We start from the raw sequence: 23,918 nt of genomic DNA, 5'->3' as shown, positions 1-23,918 counted from the left end.
TCGCAGGTGTCCCGAACTGCCCCACAACGTCGTTCGCCGAAGCGCCAGAAGGCGCCCGCGCCGGTGAAAGCGCGTGTCATTACCGGCAATGAGCCGATCATCGAAATTGTTTCGCTCGACATGGAAGCGCGCGGCGTGGGTCGTGTCGAGAGCGAAGACGGCACGCCCGGCAAGGTGATTTTTGTCGAAGGTGCGTTGCCCGGCGAGCGCGTCAGCTACGCGACGCAACGCAGCAAGGCGAAATTCGAGCAAGCCGAAGTGGTCCAGGTGCTGCGCGAAAGCGTGCTGCGCACCACGCCCAAATGCGCTTATTTCGATACCTGCGGCGGCTGTTCGATGCAGCATCTCGACATCCGCGCCCAGATTGCCGTCAAGCAGCGCGTGCTCGAAGACGATTTCCGGCACCTGGCGAAGCTGCGCCCGGAGACCGTGTTCCGGCCGATCCAGGGTCCGGCGTGGGGATACCGCTACCGCGCGCGTCTGGCGGTGCGCTATCTGCCGGAAAAGGGCGGCATGCGCATCGGCTTCTACGAAAAGAAAAGCAGCCAGATCGCCGACATGAAGACCTGCGAGGTGCTGCTGCCGCATGTGTCCGCGATGCTGATGCCGCTGCGTTTCATGGTCCGCAAACTGTCGATTTACGATCGTATGCCGCAGATCGAGCTCGCGGTCGGCTCGTCGGTTACCGCGCTGGTGCTGCGCAATCTCGCACCGATCACCGTCGCCGACGAACAGGTGCTGCGCGATTTCGCCGACGAGCATAAGGTGCAGTGGTGGCTGCAGCCGGGCGGTCCCGACACGGTCACGCCGTTCTATCCGCTCGATGTGGAGCTCGACTACACGCTGCCGGAATTCAACATCCGGATGCCGTTCAAGCCCACGGATTTCACCCAGGTGAATCACGCGATCAATCGCGTGCTGGTGAGCCGCGCGCTGCGTCTGCTGGCCCCGGCCAGCACAGACCGCGTGCTCGACCTGTTCTGCGGAATCGGCAACTTCACGCTGCCGCTTGCGCGGATTTCGAAGGAAGTGGTGGGCATCGAAGGCAGTGACGTGCTGACCGCTCGCGCGCTCGCTAATGCCGAGCTGAATGGCGTAGCGGGGCATACGTCGTTCGCCTGCCGCAACCTGTTCGAAGTCACCGCCGATGACATGCGCGCGCTCGGTCATTTCGACAAATTTCTCATCGACCCGCCGCGTGAAGGCGCGCTGGCAGTGGCAAAGGCGCTGGCCGAGATCGCGCAAAGCGGCAATGGGCCGCTGCCCAAGCGTATCGTCTATGTGTCGTGCAACCCGGCAACGCTCGCACGCGATTCGGACCTGCTCGTGCATGGGGCCGGCTATCGGCTGGTGGGCGCGGGTGTGGTGAACATGTTCCCGCACACCTCGCACGTGGAATCGATTGCGTTGTTCGAGCGGGACTGAGGGCGCCTGTTGCCAGCCGGTGGTGCACACGCTGGCGGCGCCCCACAAACAAAAACGCCACGACTTCGGTCGTGGCGTTTTTGTTTAAGCTTTACGTTGAAAGCGTCTGGTCGAGGCTTAGAACTGCCACCACGACTTTTCCTTACCCGGCCTTGCATGGCCCGTGACATACGGGCTGTCGGGGAAGGTGCCGGCCAGAATGCGCTTCGTGTCGTCAGCCAGTTGCGGCTGATTCAGCTTCTCGTACGACAGCATCATGATGTGCAGTGCGTCTTCGATAGCCGGCGCGTTCTTGTATTCCTTCAACGCCAGTTGCGCGCGGTTGATCGCGGCGACATATGCGCCACGGCGGTAGTAATAATCCGCCGCGTGGACTTCGTGCGACGCCAGCGCGTTCACGATATAGCGCATGCGTTGCGCTGCGTCCGGTGCATACTTGCTGTTCGGGTACTTGTCGACCACGATCTTGAACGCGTCATATGACTCGCGCAGCGACTTCGGATCGCGCTCGCTCATGTCCTGACCGGAGAAGCGGCCGAACAGGCCGAGGTCGTCGTTGAAGTGGATCATGCCCTTCAGATAGTACGCGTAGGCGATGTCCGGGTGATCCGGGTGCAACTGGATGAAGCGGTCGATCGCCAGGTCGGCGGCGGCGTTTTCGTTGTCTTTCCAGTTGCAATACGCGACGTTGATCTGCGCTTGCTGGGCAAAGTGGCCGAACGGATCGCGGCCTTCGAGCATCTCGAAATACTTGGCGCACTTGCCGTAATCACCACCGGTCAGAGCGTCGTTCGCCTCCGTATATAATTTGTTGTTGTTCCACGTAGCCGTCTCGTCGGTCTTTTCCGGCAAGCCGTGACAGGCCGCAACAACGGCGACGGCCGCGGCGCACGCAATGTATCCGGCCACTTTCCGGGCCGCCTTCTTGATGGCCGCCAAATTGATCGCCGCTTTAGTGATGGTGTTCAAGGCTCGCATTTTCCAGTCTAGCTTTACGTCCAGGTGACCCAGACTCAATGACCCGCTCAAATACTCCAGGCGCCGCAACCGGTGCCGGGAATAGCAACAAAGATTATAGCGTAAGCGCTGACCCCTCCGACGCGTTGGGCGTCGATTCACTCGACGACGATCTCGGCAGCGACGCACTTGCCCCCGCCGGCCCGCACAGCATGGTGCCGACGGTGGCGAGCCGCGTGGCGGACGAGACGCCGCGCAGCGTCGTCGTGCCCGACGAAATGGCTGGCGAGCGCCTCGACAAGGTGCTCGCTCGAATCTTTCCGGAGTTTTCACGTAACCGGCTGCAAAGCTGGATCGAGTCGGAGCGGGTGCACATTGACGGCAAGCCCGCAAAAATTCGCCAGCCGGTGCCGCTTGGCGCGACTATCGAGCTCGTGCCCGACCTGCTGCCGGAGCAACTCGCCTTTACGCCCGAACCCGTGCCCCTCGAGATCGTCTACGAGGACGACACGCTGGTGGTCATCAACAAGCCGGCCGGCATGGTCGTGCATCCGGCCGCCGGCAACTGGAGCGGCACCCTCCTGAACGGCCTGCTGTACCGCTATGGCGACGCCGCAGCGGGTCTGCCGCGTGCCGGTATCGTCCATCGGCTCGACAAGGAAACGTCCGGCCTGATGGTGGTGGCGCGCACGCTCGAGGCGCAGACCGATCTGGTGCGCCAGCTCCAGGCGCGTACGGTGAAACGCCGCTATCTCGCGCTGGTATGGGGCAACATGCCCGAAGAAGGCACGATCGACGCGCCGATCGGCCGCGATCCGCGCGAACGCACGCGCATGGCGGTGGTGACGAGCGCATCGGGCAAAGCGGCGCGAACGCATTTCCGGCGCGCGGATACGGCGATCTGGCAGCGTCAGCCGGTTACCGCGATACATTGCGACCTGGAAACCGGCCGTACTCATCAGATTCGTGTGCATTGTGCGCATATCGGCCATCCGCTGCTTGGCGATCCGATTTATGGGCGTGCACGCGGCAAGCGCTCGGTGACGCCGCTGCCGGACGGTTTCGCGCGCCAGGCGCTGCATGCGTGGCGCCTCGGCCTGATCCACCCGCAAACCGGCCGGACCATGCAATGGCGTGCCGATGCACCGGAAGACATGCAGGTGCTGTCGGCGGCGCTTGGCCTCGGGCGTGACGATGCGGGCGAGTTCGACGAGACGTACTACGAGGAAGACGACTACGACGCCTCGCCGGACGACGATGCCGTCGAAGACGAAACACACGGTGAAGGCGATCACGACGAAAGCGATGACGAACACGACGAGGACGGTCACGCATGAGCTTGCCCGAGCTGAGCTTTGCCGATGTCGTGCAACCCGCGTGGAACGTGTCGCCGCGCGTGCGCGCGCTCGTCACCACGCGCAACGGCGGCGTGAGCGAGCCGCCGTTTGGCCGCTGGCAGGATGGTGGGGGCCAGCCCGGTGGCCTGAATCTGGGGATGAAAGCTGGTGACGATCCCGCCGCGGTCGCCACTAACCGCGCACGGCTGCTGAGTCTGGCAGGCGTAGGCGGGGCCGCGTGGCTCGAACAGATTCACGGCGCCGGCATCGTGCGTGCTGAAGATGCGCTCGCGCAGATTCACGCCAGCGGCACGCCGACACGTGCCGATGCCAGCGTCACCGATCGGCCCGGCACGGTGTGTGTCGTGATGGTGGCCGATTGCATGCCGGTGCTGTTGTGCGACGAAGCAGGCCGTGCGGTCGGCGCGGCTCATGCCGGCTGGCGTGGCCTGGCAGCGGGCATCGTCGAACAGACCGCGCAGCGCGTTGCCGATCTGGCCGGCGTGGAGGCGCCGTTGTTGCACGCTTACCTCGGCCCAGCAATCGGGCCCAGCGCATTCGAGGTGGGTGCAGATGTGCGTGACGCCTTCATGAAAGGCGTGGACGGCGCACAATGCGAGGCCACGGCGTATGCATTCGTTCCGCATCCGCAAAACCCCGGCAAATATCTTGCCGATCTTGCTGCGCTGGCGCGCTTGCGTTTGCAGCGGATTGGCGTGACCCGCATTGTCGGCGGCGATCTGTGTACGGTCACGCAACGTGAGCGTTTCTATTCCTATCGCCGCGATCGCGAGACAGGCCGCATGGCTGCGTTGATCTGGCTGGACGATCAGGCGCAGACGATCGCGCAATAAGGTGTCCACTCCGGCGCCCACTCTGGTGGGCGCGACGCCTTCCTGCGAGCACGCGTATGAGGGTTTATTCGGAGGCGCGGCACGTTTTTTTGCTGCGCTGCCGGAATTTGCTGCGCACGCGTAAATCTGCCGCCAAAAGTGTCCGCGAGCGAACGGATAAATGCACTTAAGCCCATGCCATATGGGAGCTTTTTTCGCCAACGCAGGCACTTATCAACGCATGTTCCAAAAGCGCGATCTGCTACACAGGGAAAACGATAATTAAAAAACTATCGCACTGCGGCAAAATCGGGAACAAGCATTGACATGCCTTGCGGTGGGGAGCAAGAATGTTCCTCACAGTTCCTCGTACATGGGACAGGGCGTGACGAGGCCGCGAGCAATCGCCCACGTGCGCATGAACCTGCCTCTCAACCCGTCCGCAAGGACTCACCGGTCAAAAGCAGGTATGGCAGCATCACATTCCTCAGCTTCCCCCAGCACGGGCTCCTCGACGGAGCATACGCAGCAGGCCGGTACGAGCGGTGCAACTTCAGCCGCAGGCATGCAGCAGTTATTCGACGCCTGGATGAACGCATGGCGTTCGCTCGGCACCCCGCCCGGCGGTAATGGCATGCCTTTCCCGATGCCGCAGATGCCGCAAGCGGGCGTCCCTCCCATGCCGCCAATGGGCTTGCCGCAGATGCCGTCGTTCCCCGGCATGCCTGACTTCAGCAAACTGACTGCTGGATCCCTGCCTTCAATGCCTTCATTCGCTGGACTCAACGTTCCGAGCGCCGCGATTCCATCGGAGCGTCTGCAACAGCTGCAGGCCGATTATTCGCGCGAGGCGATGGAACTGATCCAGCAGGCCACCGGCTCCACCACGAAAGCTCCCGAACTCAAAGACCGCCGTTTCAGTTCCGATGCGTGGAGCGCGACGCCGGCTTATGCGTTTACCGCTGCGTGGTATCTGTTGAACGCGCGCTATCTGCAGGAAATGGTCGACGCGCTCGAAACCGAACCGAAGGTTCGCGAGCGCGTTCGGTTCGCGGTTCAGCAATGGACCGCGGCCGCGTCGCCGAGCAACTTCTTCGCGTTGAATCCGGAAGCGCAAAAGACCTTGCTCGATAGCAAAGGCGAGAGCCTGCGCCAAGGCGTGATGAATCTGCTGGGTGACTTGCAGCGCGGCAAGATTTCGCAGACCGACGAATCGCGTTTCGTGGTCGGCGAAAATCTCGCGAACACCGAAGGCTCCGTGGTGTTCGAAAACGACCTGATGCAGTTGATCCAGTACAAGCCGCGCACGGCCACCGTGCGCGAGCGGCCACTCCTGATCGTGCCGCCTTGCATCAACAAGTTCTACATTCTCGATCTGCAACCGGAGAACTCGCTGGTCGCGCACGGGCTCGATTCGGGTCATCAGGTGTTCCTGATTTCGTGGCGCAGCGCGGACGCATCGATCGCGAGCAAGACGTGGGACGATTACATCGGCGAGGGCGTGCTCAAGGCGATCAGCACGGTCAGCAAGATCAGCGGCCGCGAGCAGATCAACACGCTCGGTTTCTGCGTGGGCGGCACCATGCTCGCCACGGCGCTGGCGGTGGCGGCAGCGCGCGGCGAACATCCGGCTGCGTCGATGACCTTGCTCACCGCAATGCTCGATTTTTCGGACACGGGCGTGCTCGACGTTTTCGTCGACGAGGCGCACGTGCAGATGCGCGAGCAGACCATCGGCGGCAAGAACGGAAGCACGCCCGGATTGATGCGTGGCATCGAATTCGCCAACACCTTCTCGTTCCTGCGGCCGAACGATCTGGTGTGGAACTATGTCGTCGACAATTACCTCAAGGGGCGCACGCCGGTGCCGTTCGATCTGCTGTATTGGAACAGCGATTCGACCAGCCTGCCGGGCCCGATGTATGTCTGGTATCTGCGCAACACGTACCTTGAGAATCGTCTGCGCGAGCCGGGTGCGCTGACCACCTGCGGCGAGCCGGTCGATCTTTCGAAGATCGATGTGCCCACCTTCATTTACGGTTCGCGCGAAGACCATATTGTGCCGTGGCAAACCGCCTATGCGTCGGTGCCGCTGCTCGCCGGGCCGCTGAAGTTCGTGCTCGGCGCGTCGGGTCACATCGCGGGCGTGATCAATCCGCCTGCGAAGAAAAAACGCAACTACTGGGCGCTGGAAGGCGACGTCAAGACGTTGCCGGAAAGCCCGGACGAATGGCTCGGCCAGGCGGCCGAAGTGCCTGGCAGCTGGTGGCCCGAATGGACCACGTGGCTTGACCAGTATGGCGGCAAGAAAGTGAAGCCGCGCGCCGCAGCCGGCTCTGCTGAATTCCCGGTGATCGAACCGGCGCCGGGGCGTTATGTGCGGCACCGGGAGTAGGTTTTAACGCGTCTGAAGGCGCGGTTGGTTTTGGCGGTATGAATGCGCGTCTGATTGTGCAAGGGCGCAGGAACAACGATATTTTTAACTTGACGGGCTGCGGCGTATTTTGCCGATGTGCCCGGAGGATATGGAAATGACTGATGTTGTGATCGTATCGGCCGCCCGTACGGCAGTTGGTAAATTCGGTGGGTCGCTGGCGAAGATCGCCGCGCCCGAACTCGGCGCCACGGTGATTCGCGCCGTGCTCGAACGGGCCGGTCTGAAGCCGGAACAGGTCAGTGAAGTCATTCTGGGGCAGGTGCTGACGGCGGGCTCGGGCCAGAACCCGGCGCGTCAGTCGGTGATCAAGGCCGGGTTGCCCACGGCCGTGCCCGGCATGACGATCAACGTGGTATGCGGCTCGGGCCTGAAGGCCGTGATGCTGGCGGCCAACGCGATCATCGCGGGCGATGCGGACATCGTGATCGCAGGCGGTCAGGAAAACATGAGCGCCGCGCCGCACGTGCTGCCGGGCTCGCGTGACGGTTTCCGCATGGGCGACGCGAAGCTGGTCGACTCGATGATCGTCGACGGCCTGTGGGACGTCTACAACCAGTACCACATGGGCGTGACGGCGGAAAACGTCGCCAGGGAATATGGCATCACGCGCGAGCAGCAGGACGCGTTTGCGGCGCTGTCGCAGAACAAGGCGGAAGCCGCGCAGAAATCGGGCCGTTTCAACGACGAAATCGTGCCGGTCGAAATTCCGCAACGCAAGGGCGAGCCGCTGCGTTTTGCAACTGACGAGTTCGTGCGCCACGGCGTAACGGCTGAATCGCTCGCGGGCCTGAAGCCCGCTTTCTCGAAGGAAGGCACGGTCACGGCGGCCAACGCGTCGGGCCTGAACGACGGCGCGGCGGCGGTGCTGGTGATGTCGGCTAAAAAGGCCGAAGCGCTCGGCCTCAAGCCGCTCGCACGCATCAAGGCTTACGCCACCTCGGGTCTGGATCCGAAGGTGATGGGCATGGGCCCGGTACCGGCGTCGCGCCGCTGTCTCGAGCGTGCGGGCTGGACGCCGGCCGATCTCGACCTGATGGAAATCAACGAAGCGTTTGCCGCACAGGCGCTGGCCGTGAATCAGCAGATGGGCTGGGACGCGTCGAAGATCAACGTGAACGGCGGCGCGATTGCAATCGGTCATCCGATTGGCGCGTCCGGCTGCCGGGTTCTCGTCACGCTGCTGCACGAAATGCAGAAGCGCGACGCGAAGAAGGGTCTGGCGTCGCTGTGTATTGGCGGCGGCATGGGCGTGGCGCTGGCGCTCGAACGCGCTTAACGGACTGCAGGCAGGCTCAAGCTGAAAGCAGGCGCAGATGGATTCTGGCAAGCGGTAAGCAGGGTTGCCGCGCGTCACATGGCAACAGGTGGTGCGCGGTGAGTAGTGGCCTCGTCGGCCGGTCGCCCGGCGGCAGTGGAGATGAAGCACAGGCGAGGGAAGAGGCAGCCGGTCGGCGCCTCGAAAACGATAACGGAGTGTAGTTTATGACACAGCGAATTGCGTACGTAACGGGCGGGATGGGCGGCATCGGCACGAGCATTTGCCAACGGCTGCACAAGGAAGGCTTCAAGGTGGTCGCAGGCTGCGGCCCGAACTCGCCGCGCCGTGTGAAGTGGCTCGAAGAGCAAAAAGCGCTAGGCTACGATTTCATCGCGTCTGAAGGCAACGTCGGCGATTGGGAGTCGACCAAGGTGGCATTCGACAAGGTCAAGGCAGAAGTTGGTGAGATCGACGTACTGGTGAACAACGCCGGCATTACGCGCGACGTCGTGTTCCGCAAGATGACGCACGAAGACTGGACGGCGGTGATCGACACCAATCTGACCAGCCTCTTCAACGTCACCAAGCAGGTGATCGACGGTATGGTCGAGCGTGGCTTTGGCCGGATCATCAACATTTCGTCGGTGAACGGGCAGAAGGGCCAGTTCGGTCAGACCAACTACTCGACCGCAAAGGCCGGTATTCACGGCTTCACGATGTCGCTGGCGCAGGAAGTGGCCACCAAGGGCGTGACGGTCAACACCGTGTCGCCGGGCTATATCGGCACCGATATGGTCAAGTCGATCCGTCCGGACGTGCTGGAAAAGATCGTCGCGACGATTCCGGTGCGCCGTCTCGGTCAACCGCAGGAAATCGGTTCGATCGTGGCATGGCTCGCCTCGGACGAATCGGGTTTCTCGACGGGCGCTGATTTCTCGCTGAACGGCGGTTTGCATATGGGCTGAGTCATGAGCGCGCCGCTCACAAGGCGGCGTGTTTCTGCTCAGATGGTTCCGGCGGCGTCTCGACTGTGCGATTGCACGATGGCTCAGTCGGCATGACGCCGTTTCCGCGCTCAACTCGCGCTCAAAGGCGTTAAATGACCACTACTACAAAGAAAACAGCCGAACGGTTGATTAAGAAGTATCCGAATCGTCGGCTCTACGATACCGAGACAAGCACATACATCACGCTGACTGACGTCAAGCAGCTCGTGCTGGATCAAGAGGATTTCAAGGTCATCGATGCGAAGAGCAATGAGGACCTGACGCGCGCCATCCTGTTGCAAATCATCCTGGATGAGGAGAGTGGCGGCTTGCCAATGTTCTCATCGTCGATGCTGTCGCAGATCATCCGTTTCTACGGTCATGCGATGCAGGGCATGATGGGCACGTATCTGGAAAAGAACATCCAGGCCTTCATCGACATTCAGGCGAAACTCGCCGACCAGTCGAAGAACCTGTACGAAGGCAAGGCGATGAACCCTGAAGTCTGGTCGCAATTCATGAACATGCAGGCCCCGATGATGCAGGGCATGATGACCAGCTATATCGAGCAGTCGAAGAACATGTTCGTGCAGATGCAGGAGCAGATGCAGACTCAGGCGAAATCGATGTTCGCCACCTTCCCGTTCACGCCGGGCGGCGCGGCGAATGCGGCTGGAGGTCCGGCCACGCCGGCTAATCCGCAAGGCAATCCGGAGCCGGAGAAGAAGTAAGGGCGTAGAGCGACGCTAACGCCGACGCGGCGGGCGCGTCAGTACGCGTTCACCGCTCGGCCGGGGGTGAAGTGATGCGCACGTCGCGCCAAGGGTGCGCCGGGTGCTATCGCGACAACCCTGCGGCGACCCCGCGTGCCGGGCCCAGGCGGGCGGCCGCGGGCGCGGTACAATCGCGGGCTGCGTGCGTTACCGTGTGGTGTGGTCCTCATGATCTCCCCTCGATCTCGTCGCACAGTCCCCATTTGTCGCTGTCGCCACCGCTGCATGCCAGCCCCGCCTATGTCGCAGACCCGTTTTCCTGCCTTGCCCGTGCCTTCGATTCCGAAGGCCGGAGTTGTCAGCCTTGACTGACCCTCAGATTCGCAAAAGCTGCTTAAGCGCCGTTCTCGCATGAGCCAGCTGTTTCTTGCGCCTATGGAAGGGCTTGCGGACTACGTGTTGCGCGACGTGCTGACAGGCACGGGCGGATTCGATGGGTGCGTGTCCGAGTTCGTCAGGGTGACGGGCTCGGTGCTGCCCGAGCGCGTCTACGAGCGAGATACGCCCGAAGTTCTCCACGGTGGCCGTACACCTTGCGGCACGCCGATGGTGATCCAACTGCTCGGCAGTGATCCTGAATGGATGGCGCTGAATGCGGCTCAGGCCGCCAGTTTGTCGCCGCATGGACTTGATCTGAACTTCGGCTGTCCCGCCAAAGTCGTCAATCGGCACGGTGGCGGCGCGATGCTGCTGGCGCACCCTGAAGCGCTCAACCGGATCGTTTCCTCTGTTCGCGCCGCTGTGCCGGCCAGCATCGCCGTGACAGCAAAAATGCGGCTCGGCGTGTCCGATACTTCGCTCGCGATCGATTGCGCCACGGCGCTGGCGGAAGGCGGCGCGGCCTCCCTCGTCGTGCATGCCAGAACACGTGACCACGGCTACCGACCGCCGGCCCACTGGGACTGGATCGCGCGTATCGACGCCGCCGTGGACGTGCCGGTCATTGCCAACGGAGAAGTCTGGACGGTGGACGACTGGGAACGGTGCCGGGCGGTCAGTGGCTGCGCGGACGTGATGATCGGGCGGGGCGCCGTGTCGGATCCTTTCCTGGCGTTGCGGATACGCGGACTGATGGACCGAACGCCTTCCGGCGAGGAATGGCCGGCCGTGCTGGGTCATCTCGCCGATTACCTGAAAAAATTGCAAGCCCGTGTCGCAACTCGCCATGAGCACGGACGCGTCAAAATGTGGCTCAGCTATCTGAAGCGTACCTGGCCGCAGGCCGCCGAACTGCATGCAGCCATCCGGCGCCTGCATGATTCGCGCGAAATTCTTGAGGTGATAGAGCGCGCCCTGGCGTTTAACGGCTTGATACCGGCATATCAATGCGCAGCGCGTGGTCTGCTCGACCCGGCGATGCCCCGCCACCTGGCCGACTGCACGGTCGCCGGCGCGGTACAATAAAGGGTTGCGTGCGCGGGATGTTGTCCGGGCTATGGTCTTTGTCAAGATCGGACCCTTTGGCTTTGCCGCACCGTCCCCATTTGTCGCCATCGTCACCGCTATACGCCGGACCCACCTATGTCGCAGACCATTTCTCCCACCGTGCCTACCCCTTCGATTCCGAAGGTCGGTTTCGTCAGCCTCGGCTGCCCTAAAGCACTGGTCGACTCAGAACAGATCATCACGCAGCTGCGCGCCGAGGGCTACGAGATTTCCAGCACGTACGACGGCGCGGACCTCGTGGTCGTCAACACCTGCGGCTTCATCGACGAAGCGGTACAGGAAAGCCTCGACGCGATCGGCGAAGCGCTCAGCGAAAACGGCAAGGTGATTGTCACGGGTTGCCTCGGTGCCAAGCAGAGTGCAAGTGGTTCAAACCTGATCGAAGAAGTACATCCGAAGGTGCTGGCCGTGACCGGTCCGCACGCGCTCGGCGAAGTGATGCAGGCCGTGCATAATCATCTGCCGAAGCCGCACGATCCGTTCATCGATCTGGTGCCGGCAGCGGGCGTGAAGCTCACGCCGCGCCACTACGCGTACCTGAAAATTTCCGAAGGCTGCAACCACCGCTGCACGTTCTGCATCATCCCGTCGATGCGCGGCGACCTCGTGTCGCGCCCGGTCGCCGACGTGATGCTCGAAGCAGAGAACCTGTTCAAGTCCGGTGTGAAGGAACTGCTGGTGATTTCGCAGGACACGAGCGCATACGGCGTCGACGTCAAATACCGTACCGGTTTCTGGAACGGCAAGCCGATCAAGACGCGCATGACCGATCTGGTCGGCGCGCTCGGCGAACTCGCCGCGCAGTACGGCGCGTGGGTACGGTTGCATTACGTGTATCCGTATCCGAGCGTCGATGAAGTCATTCCGATGATGGCCGAAGGTCCGTTCAAGGGCCACGTGCTGCCGTATCTGGATGTGCCGTTCCAGCACGCGCATCCGGAAGTGCTCAAGCGCATGAAGCGTCCGGCCAATGCCGAGAAGGTGATGGAGCGCGTCAAGGCATGGCGCGAAATGTGCCCCGATCTGACGATCCGCAGCACGTTCATCGCTGGCTTCCCGGGCGAAACCGAAGAGCAATTCCAGACGCTGCTCGATTTCATTCGCGAGGCGGAACTGGATCGGGTCGGCTGCTTTGCTTACTCGCCGGTCGAAGGCGCGACGGCCAACGAACTCGACGGCGCTTTGCCCGACGAAGTGCGTGAAGAACGCCGCGCGCGTTTCATGGAAGTAGCAGAAGAAGTATCGGCCAAACGGATCGCGAAGAAGGTTGGCAAGACGTTGAAAGTACTGGTCGATGAGATCAATGTCGACGGTGGCATCGGCCGCACGGCGGCGGATGCGCCCGAGATCGACGGCGTCGTGTATATCGCGCCGGCCACCAAGGCGTCGAAGCGTTACAAGGTCGGCGATTTCGTGTCGGTGAAGATCACCGGCGCCGACGGCCACGACCTGTGGGGCGAGGTTTAAGCAATGACGGTGAGCATGGCCGACACGCCGGCAGGCCGGACCCCGGCAGCCCGGCCTCCTGAAATCCTCGCGCTCGGCGAGGCGATGATCGAGTTCAACCAGTCGGCTAAAGATCAGCCGAACTATCTGCAGGGCTTCGGCGGCGATACGTCGAACTTCTGCATCGCGGCAACACGGCAGGGCGCGAAGACAGGTTTCGTGTCGGCCGTCGGCAGCGACCATTTCGGACGTCTGTTGATCGATCTGTGGGAGCGCGAGCAGGTTGACACGTCGCTCGTGCGCGTCGACCCGCATGCGTCCACCGGGGTTTATTTCGTTTCGCACGGTCCTGAAGGTCACGCGTTCGACTATCTGCGCGCGGGTTCGGCCGCGAGCCGCTACGCGCCGCACGATTTGCCGCTCGATGCGATCGCCGCGGCCAAAGTCATCCACCTGTCCGGCATCAGTCTCGCTATCAGTCTGAGCGCCTGCGACGCTGCGTTAGCGGCGATTGAGCATGCACGAGCGAACGGCGTGCGCGTGAGCTTCGACACCAATTTGCGCCTGAAGCTGTGGCCGCTCGCAAGAGCACGTGCAGTGATGCTCGAAGCCATTCGTCGAACCGACATTTGCCTGCCGAGCTGGGACGACGTTACCGAACTCACCGGCTTGACCGGCCGCGACGAGATCGTCGACTTTCTGCTGTCGCATGGTCCGCGTGTCGTGGCGCTCAAGCTTGGCAAGGAAGGCTCGTACATCGCCACGCCTGACGAGCGGCGTGTCGTGCCGGGCCACGTCGTCAACGCGGTCGATGCGACCGGCGCGGGCGACTGCTTCGGCGGTGCGTTTATCGCGCGCATCGTCGCGGGTGACGATCCTTTTCAGGCGGCGCGTTACGCGAACGTCGCTGCGGCACTGTCCACGCAAGGTTACGGCGCGGTCGCGCCGATCCCTTTGCGCGCGACGGTCGAACACATCCTGGCCGGCGGCTAGCAACGCGCTGCGAGGCGCGTCCCGCAGCCCGCCAGGGCAAGATTATCTTGAGAGACTAAAGAGAGGAGCGAGCGATGCAACGGGACGTAGTGGTGGTAAGCGGTGTGCGTACGGCAATCGGCGGTTTTGGCGGCAGTCTGAAGGATTTTCCGCCGACGGAGCTGGGCGCACGCGCCATACGTGAAGCACTGGCACGCGCGAACGTGTCGGGCGACGAAGTCGGCCATGTGGTGTTCGGCAACGTGGTGCATACCGAACCGAAAGACATGTATCTGGCGCGAGTGGCCGCGATCAACGGCGGCGTTGCGCAACATGCGCCCGCGTTGACCGTCAACCGCCTGTGCGGTTCGGGCTTGCAGGCGATCGTCTCGGCTGCGCAAAGCGTGCTGCTCGGCGACGCCGACATCGCGATCGGCGGCGGCGCGGAAAACATGAGCCGCGCACCGTATTCCATGCCGGCTGCGCGCTTCGGTCAGCGCATGGGCGACGCGCGCCTCGTCGACATGATGGTCGGCGCGCTGAACGACCCGTTCCAGTCGATCCATATGGGCGTCACCGCCGAGAACGTCGCGCGCAAATACGACATCTCGCGCGAAACGCAGGATGCGCTCGCGCTCGAATCGCATCGCCGCGCGGCTAACGCGATTACGAGCGGCTACTTCAAGGACCAGATCCTGCCGATCACGATTCCGTCGAAGAAGGGCGATGTCGTGTTCGATACGGATGAGCACGCACGCATGAACGCAACGGCAGAAGACTTCTCCAAGTTGAAACCGGTGTTCGCGAAGGAAAACGGCACGGTGACGGCCGGCAACGCGTCGGGCATCAACGACGCCGCCGCCGCAGTCGTGCTGATGGACCGCAGCGTCGCTGAAAAACGCGGCATCAAGCCGCTGGCGCGGCTGGTTTCGTACGCGCATGCAGGCGTCGATCCGGCATACATGGGCATCGGCCCGGTACCCGCTACGCGCAAGGCGCTCGAGCGTGCCGGCCTGACGGTCGCCGATCTGGATGTGATCGAAGCGAATGAAGCGTTTGCCGCTCAGGCGTGCGCGGTCAGCAAGGAACTCGGCTTCGATCCGGCCAAGGTCAATCCGAACGGCTCGGGCATTTCGCTCGGCCACCCGATCGGTGCGACTGGCGCGTTGATTACCGTCAAGGCGCTATATGAATTGCAGCGGGTCGGCGGCCGCTATGCGTTGGTGACAATGTGTATCGGCGGCGGGCAAGGCATCGCGGCGATTTTCGAACGGATCTGAGGTCGGGGCGGGGCAACACGACGTAGCGCGACGCGTCGACTTCCCGCTGAACGCAGCCCCCGACAGCAAGCGGGCAGCAAGTTAGTATTGAGCGGTACCAGGCAACAAGGAAAGAACGGATGCAGGAATCGAAAGCGAAGAAGGGTGCGATGCGTCGGCGCGATTGGGCTGTCACCCAGAGGGGTTTCCTTCGGGGCGTAGTGAGCGTGGCCGCATTGCTGTGTGCCTGCGCCGGGGGTGTGCTGCCCATGCAGGCATGGGCGGAAAGCGACGCGGTGAAGGAATTGGCTGCGCCCCCGCCAATTCAGTTGCCGCTCAAGCCGAGCCCCGAATTCGCGAAGTTTCCGCGCTATGCCGGCATGCTGGGCTCGCGTCAGATCGTGCTGCGGCTCGGCGCGAAAACCGACGACCCGGCCGGCGTGCACGGCGAGTATCAGTACACCGATACCGGCGAAGTGATCCTGATCGCGGGTGACCGCGACGGTGATACGCTCGAAGTCGAGGAATCGAACGACGGCACGCATATCACTGGCAACTGGGTAGGCAAGTTTGCCGCCGACGGTTCGGTGGCGGGCGACCGGATGAACGTCGACGACTCCGACCCGCAGCCGTTCGATCTGAAGCCGCTGGCGGCGGGGCAGGCCGTGCCGGCTGCTTCCGCTGGCACGGGTGCCGGTGCGGCGGCCAACAAGGCAGCGGTCACCCCCCAGTCCTCCGGTGGCGCAGCAGCAGCGCCCGCCTCGGCGACAAGCAGTGGTCACGCTGTTGGCGGCGTTAGCAACCTGCAAATCGGCGAATAAGGCTACCTACACCACATGACTCAATCCAAACTCAAACGCGGCTTGCAGACCCGCATCGTGCGTGCTGAAGATCAACTGACGCCGGGCTTCGAATCTTTCTCGATGCCGGTGACGCGCGCATCGACGGTCGTGTTCCCCGATCTCGCGACGATGCGCGCGCTCGACTGGAAGAACGACGCGCAATGGCGTTATGGCCTGCACGCCACCCCGACTTCGCTCGCGCTGGCGCAGCGCCTTGCCACCATCGAAGGCGGCAATCACGCGTTGTTGCAGCCTTCGGGGTTATCGTCGATTTCGAACGTGTACTTCGGCCTCGTGAAGGCCGGCGACGACGTGCTGATTCCCGATAATGTCTACTCGCCGAACCGCGATCACGGCGACTGGCTGGCGCGCGATTTCGGTATCACCGCGCGTTACTACGATCCGATGATCGGCGCGGGCATCGCGGATCTGATCCAGCCGAATACGCGTTTGATCTGGCTTGAAGCGCCCGGTTCGGTCACGATGGAAGTGGCCGACGTGCCCGCCATCACGGCGGTGACGCGTGCGCGCAATGTCGTCACGGCGATCGACAATACCTGGTCGGCAGGGCTTGGTTTCCGGCCGTTCGACCACGGTGTCGATATCTCGGTGCAGGCGTTGACCAAGTACCAATCAGGTGGCGGCGACGTGCTGATGGGCGCGACGATCACCGTCGATCGCGAGTTGCATCTGAAGCTGAAGGCAGCGCGTATGCGCATGGGTATTGGCGTGTCGTCGGATGACTGCTCGTTGATTTTGCGCAGCCTGCCGAGCATGCAACTGCGCTTCGAAGCGCATGACCGTGCAGCGCTTGGCCTCGCCACATGGCTGAAGACGCGTCCGGAAATTGCCGCGGTTTTGCACCCGGCGTTGCCCGACTGCCCGGGGCATGAGTTTTTCAAGCGCGACTTTACGGCTGCGGGCGGCCTGTTCTCAGTCGTGTTCGACGCACGTTACAGCGCGGCGCAAATCGACACGTTCTGCGAGTCGCTCGAGCTGTTTTCGCTCGGCTGGAGCTGGGGCGGCGCGCACAGTCTCGCGATGCCGTACGACGTTGCCTCGATGCGTACGGAAGGTGAATGGCCGTATCGCGGTACGTTGGTACGGTTCTATATCGGCCTGGAAGAAGAGGCCGATTTGCGCGCGGACATCGAACAGTGTCTGGTGGCGCTGGGTTAAACGCCGGCACACAGGTTGAAGGTGGAAATAAAAAGCCCATCGGGACGAGATCCCGATGGGCTTTTTTTCAACACGGTTTGCAATCCTGCACGTGCACCTGATCCAGATTTTTTAGAACAATCGCAGCAACCCATCCAGTCCAACGTGGTTGAACGCCACGCTGGCTGCTTCGCGCACCACTGGCTTCGCGCGGAACGCTACCGAAAGTCCCGCAGCGGCCATCATTTTCAGATCGTTCGAACCGTCGCCCATCGCAATCGCACGGGTCGGCTCGATGCCCAGTTGGGCACACGTCTCGCGCAGTGTGCGTGCCTTCACGTCGGCGTTGACGATCTCACCGGTTACGTTGCCGGTCAACTTTCCATCCACGATTTCGAGCGTGTTGGCGTGCGTGAAATCGAGGCCGAGCCGTGCCTTCAGCTTATCGGTGAAGAACGTGAATCCGCCGGACACCAGCAGGGTTTTCAATCCCGCCGCTTTCGCGCCGGCCAGCATCTGTTCGGCACCTGGCGAGAGCTGCAGCCGTTCTTCATAAACGCGTTCGAGCGCGCCGGCGTCGAGTCCTTTGAGGAGCGCCACACGGCGCGTCAGGCTCTCGTTGAAATCCTTGATTTCGCCGCGCATCGACGCTTCCGTAATCGCAGCGACTTCTGCTTTCAACCCGCAGAAGTCGGCGATTTCGTCGATGCATTCGATCGTGATCAACGTCGAGTCCATGTCCATCGCGACGAGGCCGAAGTCACGCAACTGGCGGCCCGCTTCGACAAACGCATAGTCCAGTTGATGCGTGCCGCAATAGACGTCGAGGTCGTCGCGCTGCGCAATGTTCGCATCGGCAATACGAATCGCGTTCGCGTTGATGACGGCAGCGTGCGAGCCGCGTGCGAGCGCGACGAGCGTTTTGTGGTGGTCGGCGGAAAGGGGCGCGGTGCTTTGGATGACGAGGTTCATGGACGACGCATTGACGCAGAAAAGGACGGGCGCGCGACGCGCGGGAAATCCCGCCATTGTAACGGGTCGGTGGCATGCGGCCGCAGGGGCAGCTTACAACCGGGCAGAAGGTTGCAGGCCCGACAACGGACAATAACCGCCTCACCTGGAAACCTGCCATGCAGCCAGCTGCGTGCTTCGCCAGGTAATCCACCGTGCAATCATCAGACGCCCACGTCATACTGGCGCTTCGAACGATGCCTCGCAGCCATCGACGTAGCCATCGAACCTATCGAGCCCGCAGCGCCTGCGAGGCGCGCAGCACACCGCACGATAAGCATTGGCATGCGCGACGAGGCGCACCACTATGGAGACAAGTCATGACCCCCGCGACCGCCAGCGACGCGTCCACCCTTGCGCGCGACTTTGATCTGCGCCACCTGAGCCCCGCGTTCTACGCCGACCCGTACCCGGTTTACCACGCGCTGCGCGCCCATGAACCGGTCAAACGCATGCCGGACGGCTCGCTCTTTCTGACGCGTTTTCGCGACGTGCAGGCGGTCTACCGCGATCCCAAAACCTTCAGTTCCGACAAGACCGTCGAATTCAGGCCGAAGTACGGTGACTCACCGCTCTACACCCACCACACCACCAGTCTCGTGTTCAACGATCCGCCGCGTCATACGCGAGTGCGTAAACTGATCGCCGGCGCGCTGACGGCGCGCGCCATCGCGGCTATGGAACCGGGCCTGATTCGCCTCGTCGATGGCTTGCTCGATGCTGCCGCTGTGCGTGGCCGCATCGATCTGATCGGCGAATTCGCATCGGCGATTCCGGTCGAGATTATCGGTAATCTGCTGGATGTGCCGCACGCTGAGCGCGAGCCGTTGCGCGACTGGTCGCTGGCAATACTCGGTGCGCTCGAGCCCTCGCTGAGCGAGGCGCAACTCGAACGGGGAAACCGCGCCGTCAGTGAATTCGTCGACTATTTGCGCGATCTCGTGGCGCGGCGCCGACGCGAACCCGGCGATCCGCAGCACGACGTGCTGACGCGTCTGATCCAGGGCGAAGAGGGCGGCGAGCAGTTGTCGGAAGCGGAGTTGCTGCAAAACTGCATCTTCGTCCTGAATGCTGGTCATGAAACCACGACGAATCTGATCGGTAACGGTCTCGTTACACTTGCCGACTGGCCGGAACAGCGCGCCGCGCTACGGGGTGAGCCGTCGCTTGTCGAGTCGGCGATCGAAGAGTGTTTGCGCTTCGAGAGCTCGAATCAGTTGGGCAACCGGATGGCAACTGTCGATACGGAGATCGGCGGCGTCGCGGTTGCCCGCGGTACGCCCGTCACACTGTGCATCGGCGCGGCTAATCGCGACCCCGAGCAGTTCGCGGAACCGGACCGCTTCGACATCCGTCGCGATCCGAACCGGCATCTGGCGTTCGGTTTCGGCATTCATCAATGCGCGGGGTTGTCGCTCGCGCGACTCGAGGCACGCATCGCCGTCGGGCGCTTCGTGCAGCGCTTTCCGGCGTATCGGCTCGACGGCGAACCGACGCGCGGCGGACGGGTGCGGTTTCGCGGCTTCGCAGCGGTGCCGGTCGAGCTCGAGCCGCCGGGCCGTGATTGATGCCGCCGGTCACGAGGCGTCCTGAGCGGACCAGGATGCAGGCCGGGCGTTGCGCGATGCTCGCACGTGCCTGCCGGATCGCTGCTAATCGAACGGCGTTGGCGCACCTTGCCACGCTGCGAGTCCAGCAGGCTCCTGCACGGCGAACCGCAACTGGGATCGAACCCACACAGACCCGGGAACGCCGTATCTTTTGCCAACTTGACGCAAGACTTACAGCCGGTGCCGATCGCGGCCGGCACGGCGCCGCGCCAGTCCTGGCGTCCAAACCGTGGCACGCTTGCTGCTTCGCCGTAGGTCCTGGGACTTGGGGAGCGCACGATGGCACATATGATCTGGAAGGGCGCAATCAGCTTTGGCCTCGTCCACGTACCGGTCCAGTTGTACCCGGCGACGCAGTCGGAGAAAGTCGGTTTCAATCTGCTGGATAAGCGCACGATCGATCCGATCGGCTACAAGCAGATCAACAAGCGCACCGGCAAGGAAGTGACGCGCGAGAACATCGTGCGCGGCTTCGAGTACGAAAAGGACAAATACGTCGTGCTCTCGGACGACGAGATTCGCGCGGCCAATCCCGAGTCGACGCAGACGGTCGATATCCTCGCATTCGTCGACGCACCTGACATCTCGTTTCTCTATCTCGATACGCCGTACTTTCTGACGCCCGAGCGCAAGGGCGAAAAGGTGTACGCGCTGCTGCGCGAAGCGATGAAAGCGTCGGGCAAGATTGGCGTGGCGAGCGTCGTGTTGCATAACAAGCAGCATCTCGCGGCGCTGATTCCAGTCGGGCCGGTGCTGGCGCTCAACACACTGCGCTGGGCCGACGAAGTGCGTGACTTCGACGAATTCAAATTGCCGGCTGATGGGGTGAAGGCGGCCGGCGTCACCGCGCGCGAACTCGACATGGCGAAGAAGCTGATCAACGACATGAGCGACAAGTGGGATCCGTCGCAGTATCACGACACGTTCCGCGACGACATCATGGCATTGGTCAACCGAAAGATTCGCGCGGGTAAGACCGAGGAAATCACCGAAGCCGAGGCGCCGCGCGAATCGCGCCGATCCGCCGACATTCTCGATCTGTCCGACCTGCTCAAGCGCAGCCTCGGCCGTGGCAAAGGCAAGCCGGCGGCGGGCACGCGCAAGCATGCCGGAGACGATGACGAGGAGGCCGGCGACGCCGAGGCGGCCGCACCAGCCCGCAAGAAGCCGCGCTCGGCGAGTACGAGCCGCGGCGGTGGCAGGAGCGGAGGCGCCAGTGCCAAGGCGGCGCCTGCGGCCCGCAAGCGGCGTGCGGCTGCCTGACCGCTCGCGTAATGGGACTTCACTTGATGGATAAACCCGCGCTAACTCGATCCGCGACGACTCCACCTCCATGACCGATAGGCTCGATTCCTACAACCGCAAGCGTCGCTTCGACGAAACGCTGGAGCCATCGGGCGCGGCTGCGCGTAAGAAAGCTGGCCGCGGGACGGCGTCGCGTGACGCGGTGCGCGCATCGGACGAGGCACTGTCGTATGTGATCCAGGAGCACGACGCGCGGCGCTTGCATTACGACTTTCGGCTCGAATTGAACGGCACGTTACTGTCGTGGGCGGTGCCCAAGGGGCCGAGCCTCGACCCGTCGGTGAAACGGCTCGCGGTGCACGTCGAGGATCATCCGGTCGAATATGGCTCTTTCGAAGGCGAAATCCCGCCGGGTAACTATGGTGCGGGAACGGTGATCGTGTGGGACCGCGGGACGTGGGAGCCGGCCGGTGGCGCGGCGGAGGCGGCCAGATCGTATAAGGCGGGCAAGCTCAAATTCCGGCTCTTCGGCGAAAAACTGGGCGGCGGCTGGACGCTCGTACGCAGTCATATGCGCGGCAGCGGCGACAAGGAGCAGTGGCTGCTGATCAAGGAGCGAGACGACGAAGCCCGCGAAGAGAGCGAATACGACGTCCTGAAGGAGCGTCCGGGCAGCGTGTTGGGCGGCAGGGGCGCAGGCTCTCCGAAGCGCGCGGCAAAGAAGACTGCGAGCGAGTCTCCACACGGAAGCGCAAGCGCAAAGAAAGTGGCAGGCACAACGCGCGCGACGAGTGCAAGCACGGCAGCGGGCTCGTCCAGTGTCACGAGTTCAAGCACCGCCGGCAGGCGGCGGACCCAAGCCGCCTCGTCAGGCCGCGCCGATCCGAAAAAGACCGACATTGTGTCGACCCGCAGCGCGCAGTCGCTGCGCGAGCTTGCGGCATCGCCTGCGATCGAAGGCGCGGTCAAAGCCGCGTTGCCCGCCACCTTCAGGCCGCAACTGGCGACACTCGTCGACGCCGCGCCACCCGGCGATGAATGGGCATACGAAATCAAGTTCGACGGCTACCGCGTGCTGGCCCGCATCGATCGAAAGGCGAAGACCAGGGCGGTCAAGGTGTTCACGCGCGCGGGCAACGATTGGACCGGGAAGTTCAGCAAGCAGGTGAAAGCGCTCGAACAACTCGACATGGACAGCGCATGGCTCGATGGCGAAGCCGTGGTGCTCGATGAAAACGGCGTACCGGGTTTTCAGGCGCTGCAAAACGCGTTCGACTCGAACCGTCCGCAGGACATCGTCATTTATCTGTTCGACATTCCGTTTCTGAACGGCTACGACTTGCGCGGTGTGCCGCTCGAACAACGCCGGGCGATCTTGCGTGCGTTGATGGACGGGGGCGACGACAGCGTATTGCGCTTCTCCAATGACTTCGCGTTCAGCGCCGACGATCTGTTGAAGAGCGCGTGCGACATGGCGCTCGAAGGCATCATCGGCAAACGGCGCGATAGCAGCTACACGTCGGGGCGCTCGTCGGTGTGGATCAAATTGAAGTGCCGACGGCGCCAGGAGTTCGTGATTGGCGGCTATTCGGAACCGTCGGGCAGCCGCGCGGCATTCGGTGCGTTGTTGCTCGGCGTCTACGACGGCAAAGGCAAATTGCAATACGCCGGACGTGTCGGCACGGGCTTCAACGCTGCGTTGCTGCGCTCGGTCAAGAAAGCACTCGATGCGCACGCAAGCGAACGCATGCCGTTCGCCAGCGCGCCGCGCGAGCGCAGCCGCACGCCTGTGCATTGGGTCGAACCGGCGCTCGTCTGCGAATGCAATTTCGCTGAATGGACGAGCGAGGGCATCGTGCGGCAGGCGTCGTTCGTGAGTCTGCGCAACGACAAACCGGCGCGGCAGATCGTTAGGGAAGCCCCCCGTAAAGGAGCCGATGTGCAAGAGCAAACCGATACCGCGAAATCAAAAGCCGCAACAATCCCAGCCGAAGTCGCCGGCGTCCGCGTGTCCCATCCCGACCGCATCATCGACAAAAGCACCGGCACCCGCAAAATCGATCTCGTGCAGTACTACGAATCGGTCGCCGACTGGATGCTCCCGCATCTGCGGGACCGGCCGGTGTCGCTGGTGCGGGCGCCCGAGGACATCGGCGGCGAGCTATTTTTCCAGAAACACAGCCAGAAGCTGTCGATTCCGAACGTCAGACAGCATCCCGGCCTCGACCCCGGCCATCCGCCGCTGATTACCGTCGATACGCTCAAGGCGCTGGTCGGCGCCGCGCAAATGGGCACCGTTGAATTTCATACGTGGAATGCCGTGGTGTCGAACATCGAAAAACCCGATCGCATGGTGTTCGATCTCGACCCCGATGCGTCGCTCGGGTGGGAGCGGATGATCGAGGCCGCGCAGCTGACGCGCTCGCTGCTCGAGGAGCTCGGCCTGAGCTCGTTCTGCAAGACGAGCGGCGGCAAAGGGTTGCACGTGGTGGTGCCGCTCGCGAAGCATGCCGGCTGGGACGATGTGAAGGCGTTTTCGCAAGCCGTCGCGCAGCATATGGCGACAACGTTGCCCAAGTACTTCAGCGCGAAGATGGGCGCGCAGAATCGCAAGAAGAAGATCTTTGTCGATTATCTGCGTAACAACCGCGGCTCGAGTACGGTGGCCGCATTTTCGGCGCGCGCCCGGCCGGGCCTGGGCGTTTCCGTGCCGCTCTCGTGGGACGAAGTCGCCACCACGACGAGCGGAGATCAATGGACCGTCGAAAACGTGCATGAGCGTCTCGAAGACCTCAAGCGTGACCCGTGGGCAGACTACGCGAAAACGCGTCAGCGCATTACCGCGGCAATGAAAAAAAGTCTGGATGAAGCGGAGTGACCGCGATCCAGGCGGCCTCATTCGACAACCTGAAAGAGGAGCAAA

18 protein-coding genes are annotated in these 23,918 nt (G+C 62.8%); 16 read left to right on the top strand and 2 right to left on the bottom strand.

What is annotated here, in order from left to right:
• Positions 1-6 precede the first annotated feature (6 nt).
• On the top strand, positions 7-1,425 hold the full coding sequence (gene rlmD, locus PQR40_RS12465) for a 23S rRNA (uracil(1939)-C(5))-methyltransferase RlmD (protein WP_408509085.1): 1,419 nt from the start codon (positions 7-9) through the stop codon (positions 1,423-1,425).
• Between the two features lie 117 nt (positions 1,426-1,542).
• Here rlmD and bamD read toward each other — a convergent pair whose 3' ends face one another.
• Entirely contained in the window at positions 1,543-2,403 is an 861-nt protein-coding gene (gene bamD / locus PQR40_RS12460; protein ID WP_408222964.1) for an outer membrane protein assembly factor BamD, read from the bottom strand.
• A gap of 38 nt (positions 2,404-2,441) precedes the next feature.
• Here bamD and PQR40_RS12455 point away from each other — a divergent pair, with 38 nt between their 5' ends.
• The 12 genes from PQR40_RS12455 (at position 2,442) to PQR40_RS12400 (ending at position 17,150) form a co-directional block, all read left to right on the top strand.
• Positions 2,442-3,719 (top strand): RluA family pseudouridine synthase, encoded by a 1,278-nt coding sequence (locus PQR40_RS12455; protein WP_408335572.1) that lies wholly within the window; start codon positions 2,442-2,444, stop codon positions 3,717-3,719.
• Positions 3,716-4,573 (top strand): peptidoglycan editing factor PgeF, encoded by an 858-nt coding sequence (gene pgeF / locus PQR40_RS12450; RefSeq protein WP_408509084.1) that lies wholly within the window; start codon positions 3,716-3,718, stop codon positions 4,571-4,573. The genes PQR40_RS12455 and pgeF overlap by 4 nt, the downstream gene beginning before the upstream one ends.
• 544 nt (positions 4,574-5,117) lie before the next feature.
• Positions 5,118-6,947, top strand: a complete 1,830-nt coding sequence (gene phaC / locus PQR40_RS12445) for a class I poly(R)-hydroxyalkanoic acid synthase (protein WP_408509097.1) — start codon at positions 5,118-5,120, stop codon at positions 6,945-6,947.
• Between the two features lie 136 nt (positions 6,948-7,083).
• Positions 7,084-8,265: an acetyl-CoA C-acetyltransferase gene (locus tag PQR40_RS12440; protein ID WP_408484345.1), complete on the top strand. Its 1,182-nt coding sequence runs from the start codon at positions 7,084-7,086 to the stop codon at positions 8,263-8,265.
• 206 nt (positions 8,266-8,471) lie between these two features.
• Entirely contained in the window at positions 8,472-9,212 is a 741-nt protein-coding gene (locus tag PQR40_RS12435; protein ID WP_408222972.1) for a 3-ketoacyl-ACP reductase, read from the top strand.
• A gap of 134 nt (positions 9,213-9,346) precedes the next feature.
• Complete coding sequence (gene phaR / locus PQR40_RS12430) at positions 9,347-9,964, top strand: polyhydroxyalkanoate synthesis repressor PhaR (protein WP_408222974.1); 618 nt, start codon at positions 9,347-9,349, stop codon at positions 9,962-9,964.
• Between the two features lie 393 nt (positions 9,965-10,357).
• Positions 10,358-11,410, top strand: a complete 1,053-nt coding sequence (locus PQR40_RS12425) for a tRNA dihydrouridine synthase (protein WP_408509083.1) — start codon at positions 10,358-10,360, stop codon at positions 11,408-11,410.
• Between the two features lie 117 nt (positions 11,411-11,527).
• Positions 11,528-12,919, top strand: a complete 1,392-nt coding sequence (rimO, locus tag PQR40_RS12420) for a 30S ribosomal protein S12 methylthiotransferase RimO (RefSeq protein ID WP_408509082.1) — start codon at positions 11,528-11,530, stop codon at positions 12,917-12,919.
• Between the two features lie 3 nt (positions 12,920-12,922).
• Positions 12,923-13,891 carry a sugar kinase gene (locus tag PQR40_RS12415; RefSeq protein ID WP_408222980.1) on the top strand — a complete coding sequence of 323 codons (969 nt, stop codon included), beginning with the start codon at positions 12,923-12,925 and terminating at the stop codon, positions 13,889-13,891.
• A gap of 74 nt (positions 13,892-13,965) precedes the next feature.
• Positions 13,966-15,150 (top strand): beta-ketothiolase BktB, encoded by a 1,185-nt coding sequence (gene bktB, locus PQR40_RS12410; RefSeq protein WP_408335563.1) that lies wholly within the window; start codon positions 13,966-13,968, stop codon positions 15,148-15,150.
• Between the two features lie 119 nt (positions 15,151-15,269).
• A complete protein-coding gene (locus PQR40_RS12405; RefSeq protein ID WP_408509081.1) occupies positions 15,270-15,950 on the top strand; it encodes a hypothetical protein in 681 nt (226 codons plus the stop codon).
• Between the two features lie 15 nt (positions 15,951-15,965).
• Positions 15,966-17,150, top strand: a complete 1,185-nt coding sequence (locus PQR40_RS12400; protein ID WP_408509080.1) for a cystathionine beta-lyase — start codon at positions 15,966-15,968, stop codon at positions 17,148-17,150.
• A gap of 111 nt (positions 17,151-17,261) precedes the next feature.
• On the opposite strand, the gene serB is transcribed toward PQR40_RS12400, so the two are convergent.
• Positions 17,262-18,101 (bottom strand): phosphoserine phosphatase SerB, encoded by an 840-nt coding sequence (serB, locus tag PQR40_RS12395; protein WP_408509079.1) that lies wholly within the window; start codon positions 18,099-18,101, stop codon positions 17,262-17,264.
• A gap of 359 nt (positions 18,102-18,460) precedes the next feature.
• On the opposite strand from serB, the gene PQR40_RS12390 reads away from it, so the two are divergent.
• From PQR40_RS12390 to ligD, 3 genes are all read left to right on the top strand, one after another.
• Entirely contained in the window at positions 18,461-19,708 is a 1,248-nt protein-coding gene (locus PQR40_RS12390; RefSeq protein WP_408335554.1) for a cytochrome P450, read from the top strand.
• Positions 19,709-20,029: 321 nt separating this feature from the next.
• A complete protein-coding gene (ku, locus tag PQR40_RS12385) occupies positions 20,030-21,013 on the top strand; it encodes a non-homologous end joining protein Ku (RefSeq protein WP_408222992.1) in 984 nt (327 codons plus the stop codon).
• Between the two features lie 70 nt (positions 21,014-21,083).
• A complete protein-coding gene (ligD, locus tag PQR40_RS12380; RefSeq protein WP_408509078.1) occupies positions 21,084-23,873 on the top strand; it encodes a DNA ligase D in 2,790 nt (929 codons plus the stop codon).
• Positions 23,874-23,918 lie beyond the last annotated feature (45 nt).

Origin of the sequence: Paraburkholderia sediminicola (genome assembly GCF_046026855.1) — a bacterium.
Classification (GTDB): Bacteria; Pseudomonadota; Gammaproteobacteria; order Burkholderiales; family Burkholderiaceae; genus Paraburkholderia; species Paraburkholderia sediminicola_A.
The sequence above is the reverse complement of the archived record's forward strand: the minus strand, read 5'-3'. Positions and strand labels throughout refer to the sequence as shown.

Bases quoted from the DNA above. Each gene is read 5' to 3' on its own strand.
- bamD (WP_408222964.1), bottom strand. From the start codon at position 2,403: ATGCGAGCCTTGAACACCATCACTAAAGCGGCGATCAATTTGGCGGCC.
- PQR40_RS12455 (WP_408335572.1), top strand. From the start codon at position 2,442: ATGACCCGCTCAAATACTCCAGGCGCCGCAACCGGTGCCGGGAATAGC.
- pgeF (WP_408509084.1), top strand. From the start codon at position 3,716: ATGAGCTTGCCCGAGCTGAGCTTTGCCGATGTCGTGCAACCCGCGTGG.
- phaC (WP_408509097.1), top strand. From the start codon at position 5,118: ATGCAGCAGTTATTCGACGCCTGGATGAACGCATGGCGTTCGCTCGGC.
- PQR40_RS12440 (WP_408484345.1), top strand. From the start codon at position 7,084: ATGACTGATGTTGTGATCGTATCGGCCGCCCGTACGGCAGTTGGTAAA.
- PQR40_RS12435 (WP_408222972.1), top strand. From the start codon at position 8,472: ATGACACAGCGAATTGCGTACGTAACGGGCGGGATGGGCGGCATCGGC.
- phaR (WP_408222974.1), top strand. From the start codon at position 9,347: ATGACCACTACTACAAAGAAAACAGCCGAACGGTTGATTAAGAAGTAT.
- PQR40_RS12425 (WP_408509083.1), top strand. From the start codon at position 10,358: ATGAGCCAGCTGTTTCTTGCGCCTATGGAAGGGCTTGCGGACTACGTG.
- rimO (WP_408509082.1), top strand. From the start codon at position 11,528: ATGTCGCAGACCATTTCTCCCACCGTGCCTACCCCTTCGATTCCGAAG.
- PQR40_RS12415 (WP_408222980.1), top strand. From the start codon at position 12,923: ATGACGGTGAGCATGGCCGACACGCCGGCAGGCCGGACCCCGGCAGCC.
- bktB (WP_408335563.1), top strand. From the start codon at position 13,966: ATGCAACGGGACGTAGTGGTGGTAAGCGGTGTGCGTACGGCAATCGGC.
- PQR40_RS12405 (WP_408509081.1), top strand. From the start codon at position 15,270: ATGCAGGAATCGAAAGCGAAGAAGGGTGCGATGCGTCGGCGCGATTGG.
- PQR40_RS12400 (WP_408509080.1), top strand. From the start codon at position 15,966: ATGACTCAATCCAAACTCAAACGCGGCTTGCAGACCCGCATCGTGCGT.
- serB (WP_408509079.1), bottom strand. From the start codon at position 18,101: ATGAACCTCGTCATCCAAAGCACCGCGCCCCTTTCCGCCGACCACCAC.
- PQR40_RS12390 (WP_408335554.1), top strand. From the start codon at position 18,461: ATGACCCCCGCGACCGCCAGCGACGCGTCCACCCTTGCGCGCGACTTT.
- ku (WP_408222992.1), top strand. From the start codon at position 20,030: ATGGCACATATGATCTGGAAGGGCGCAATCAGCTTTGGCCTCGTCCAC.
- ligD (WP_408509078.1), top strand. From the start codon at position 21,084: ATGACCGATAGGCTCGATTCCTACAACCGCAAGCGTCGCTTCGACGAA.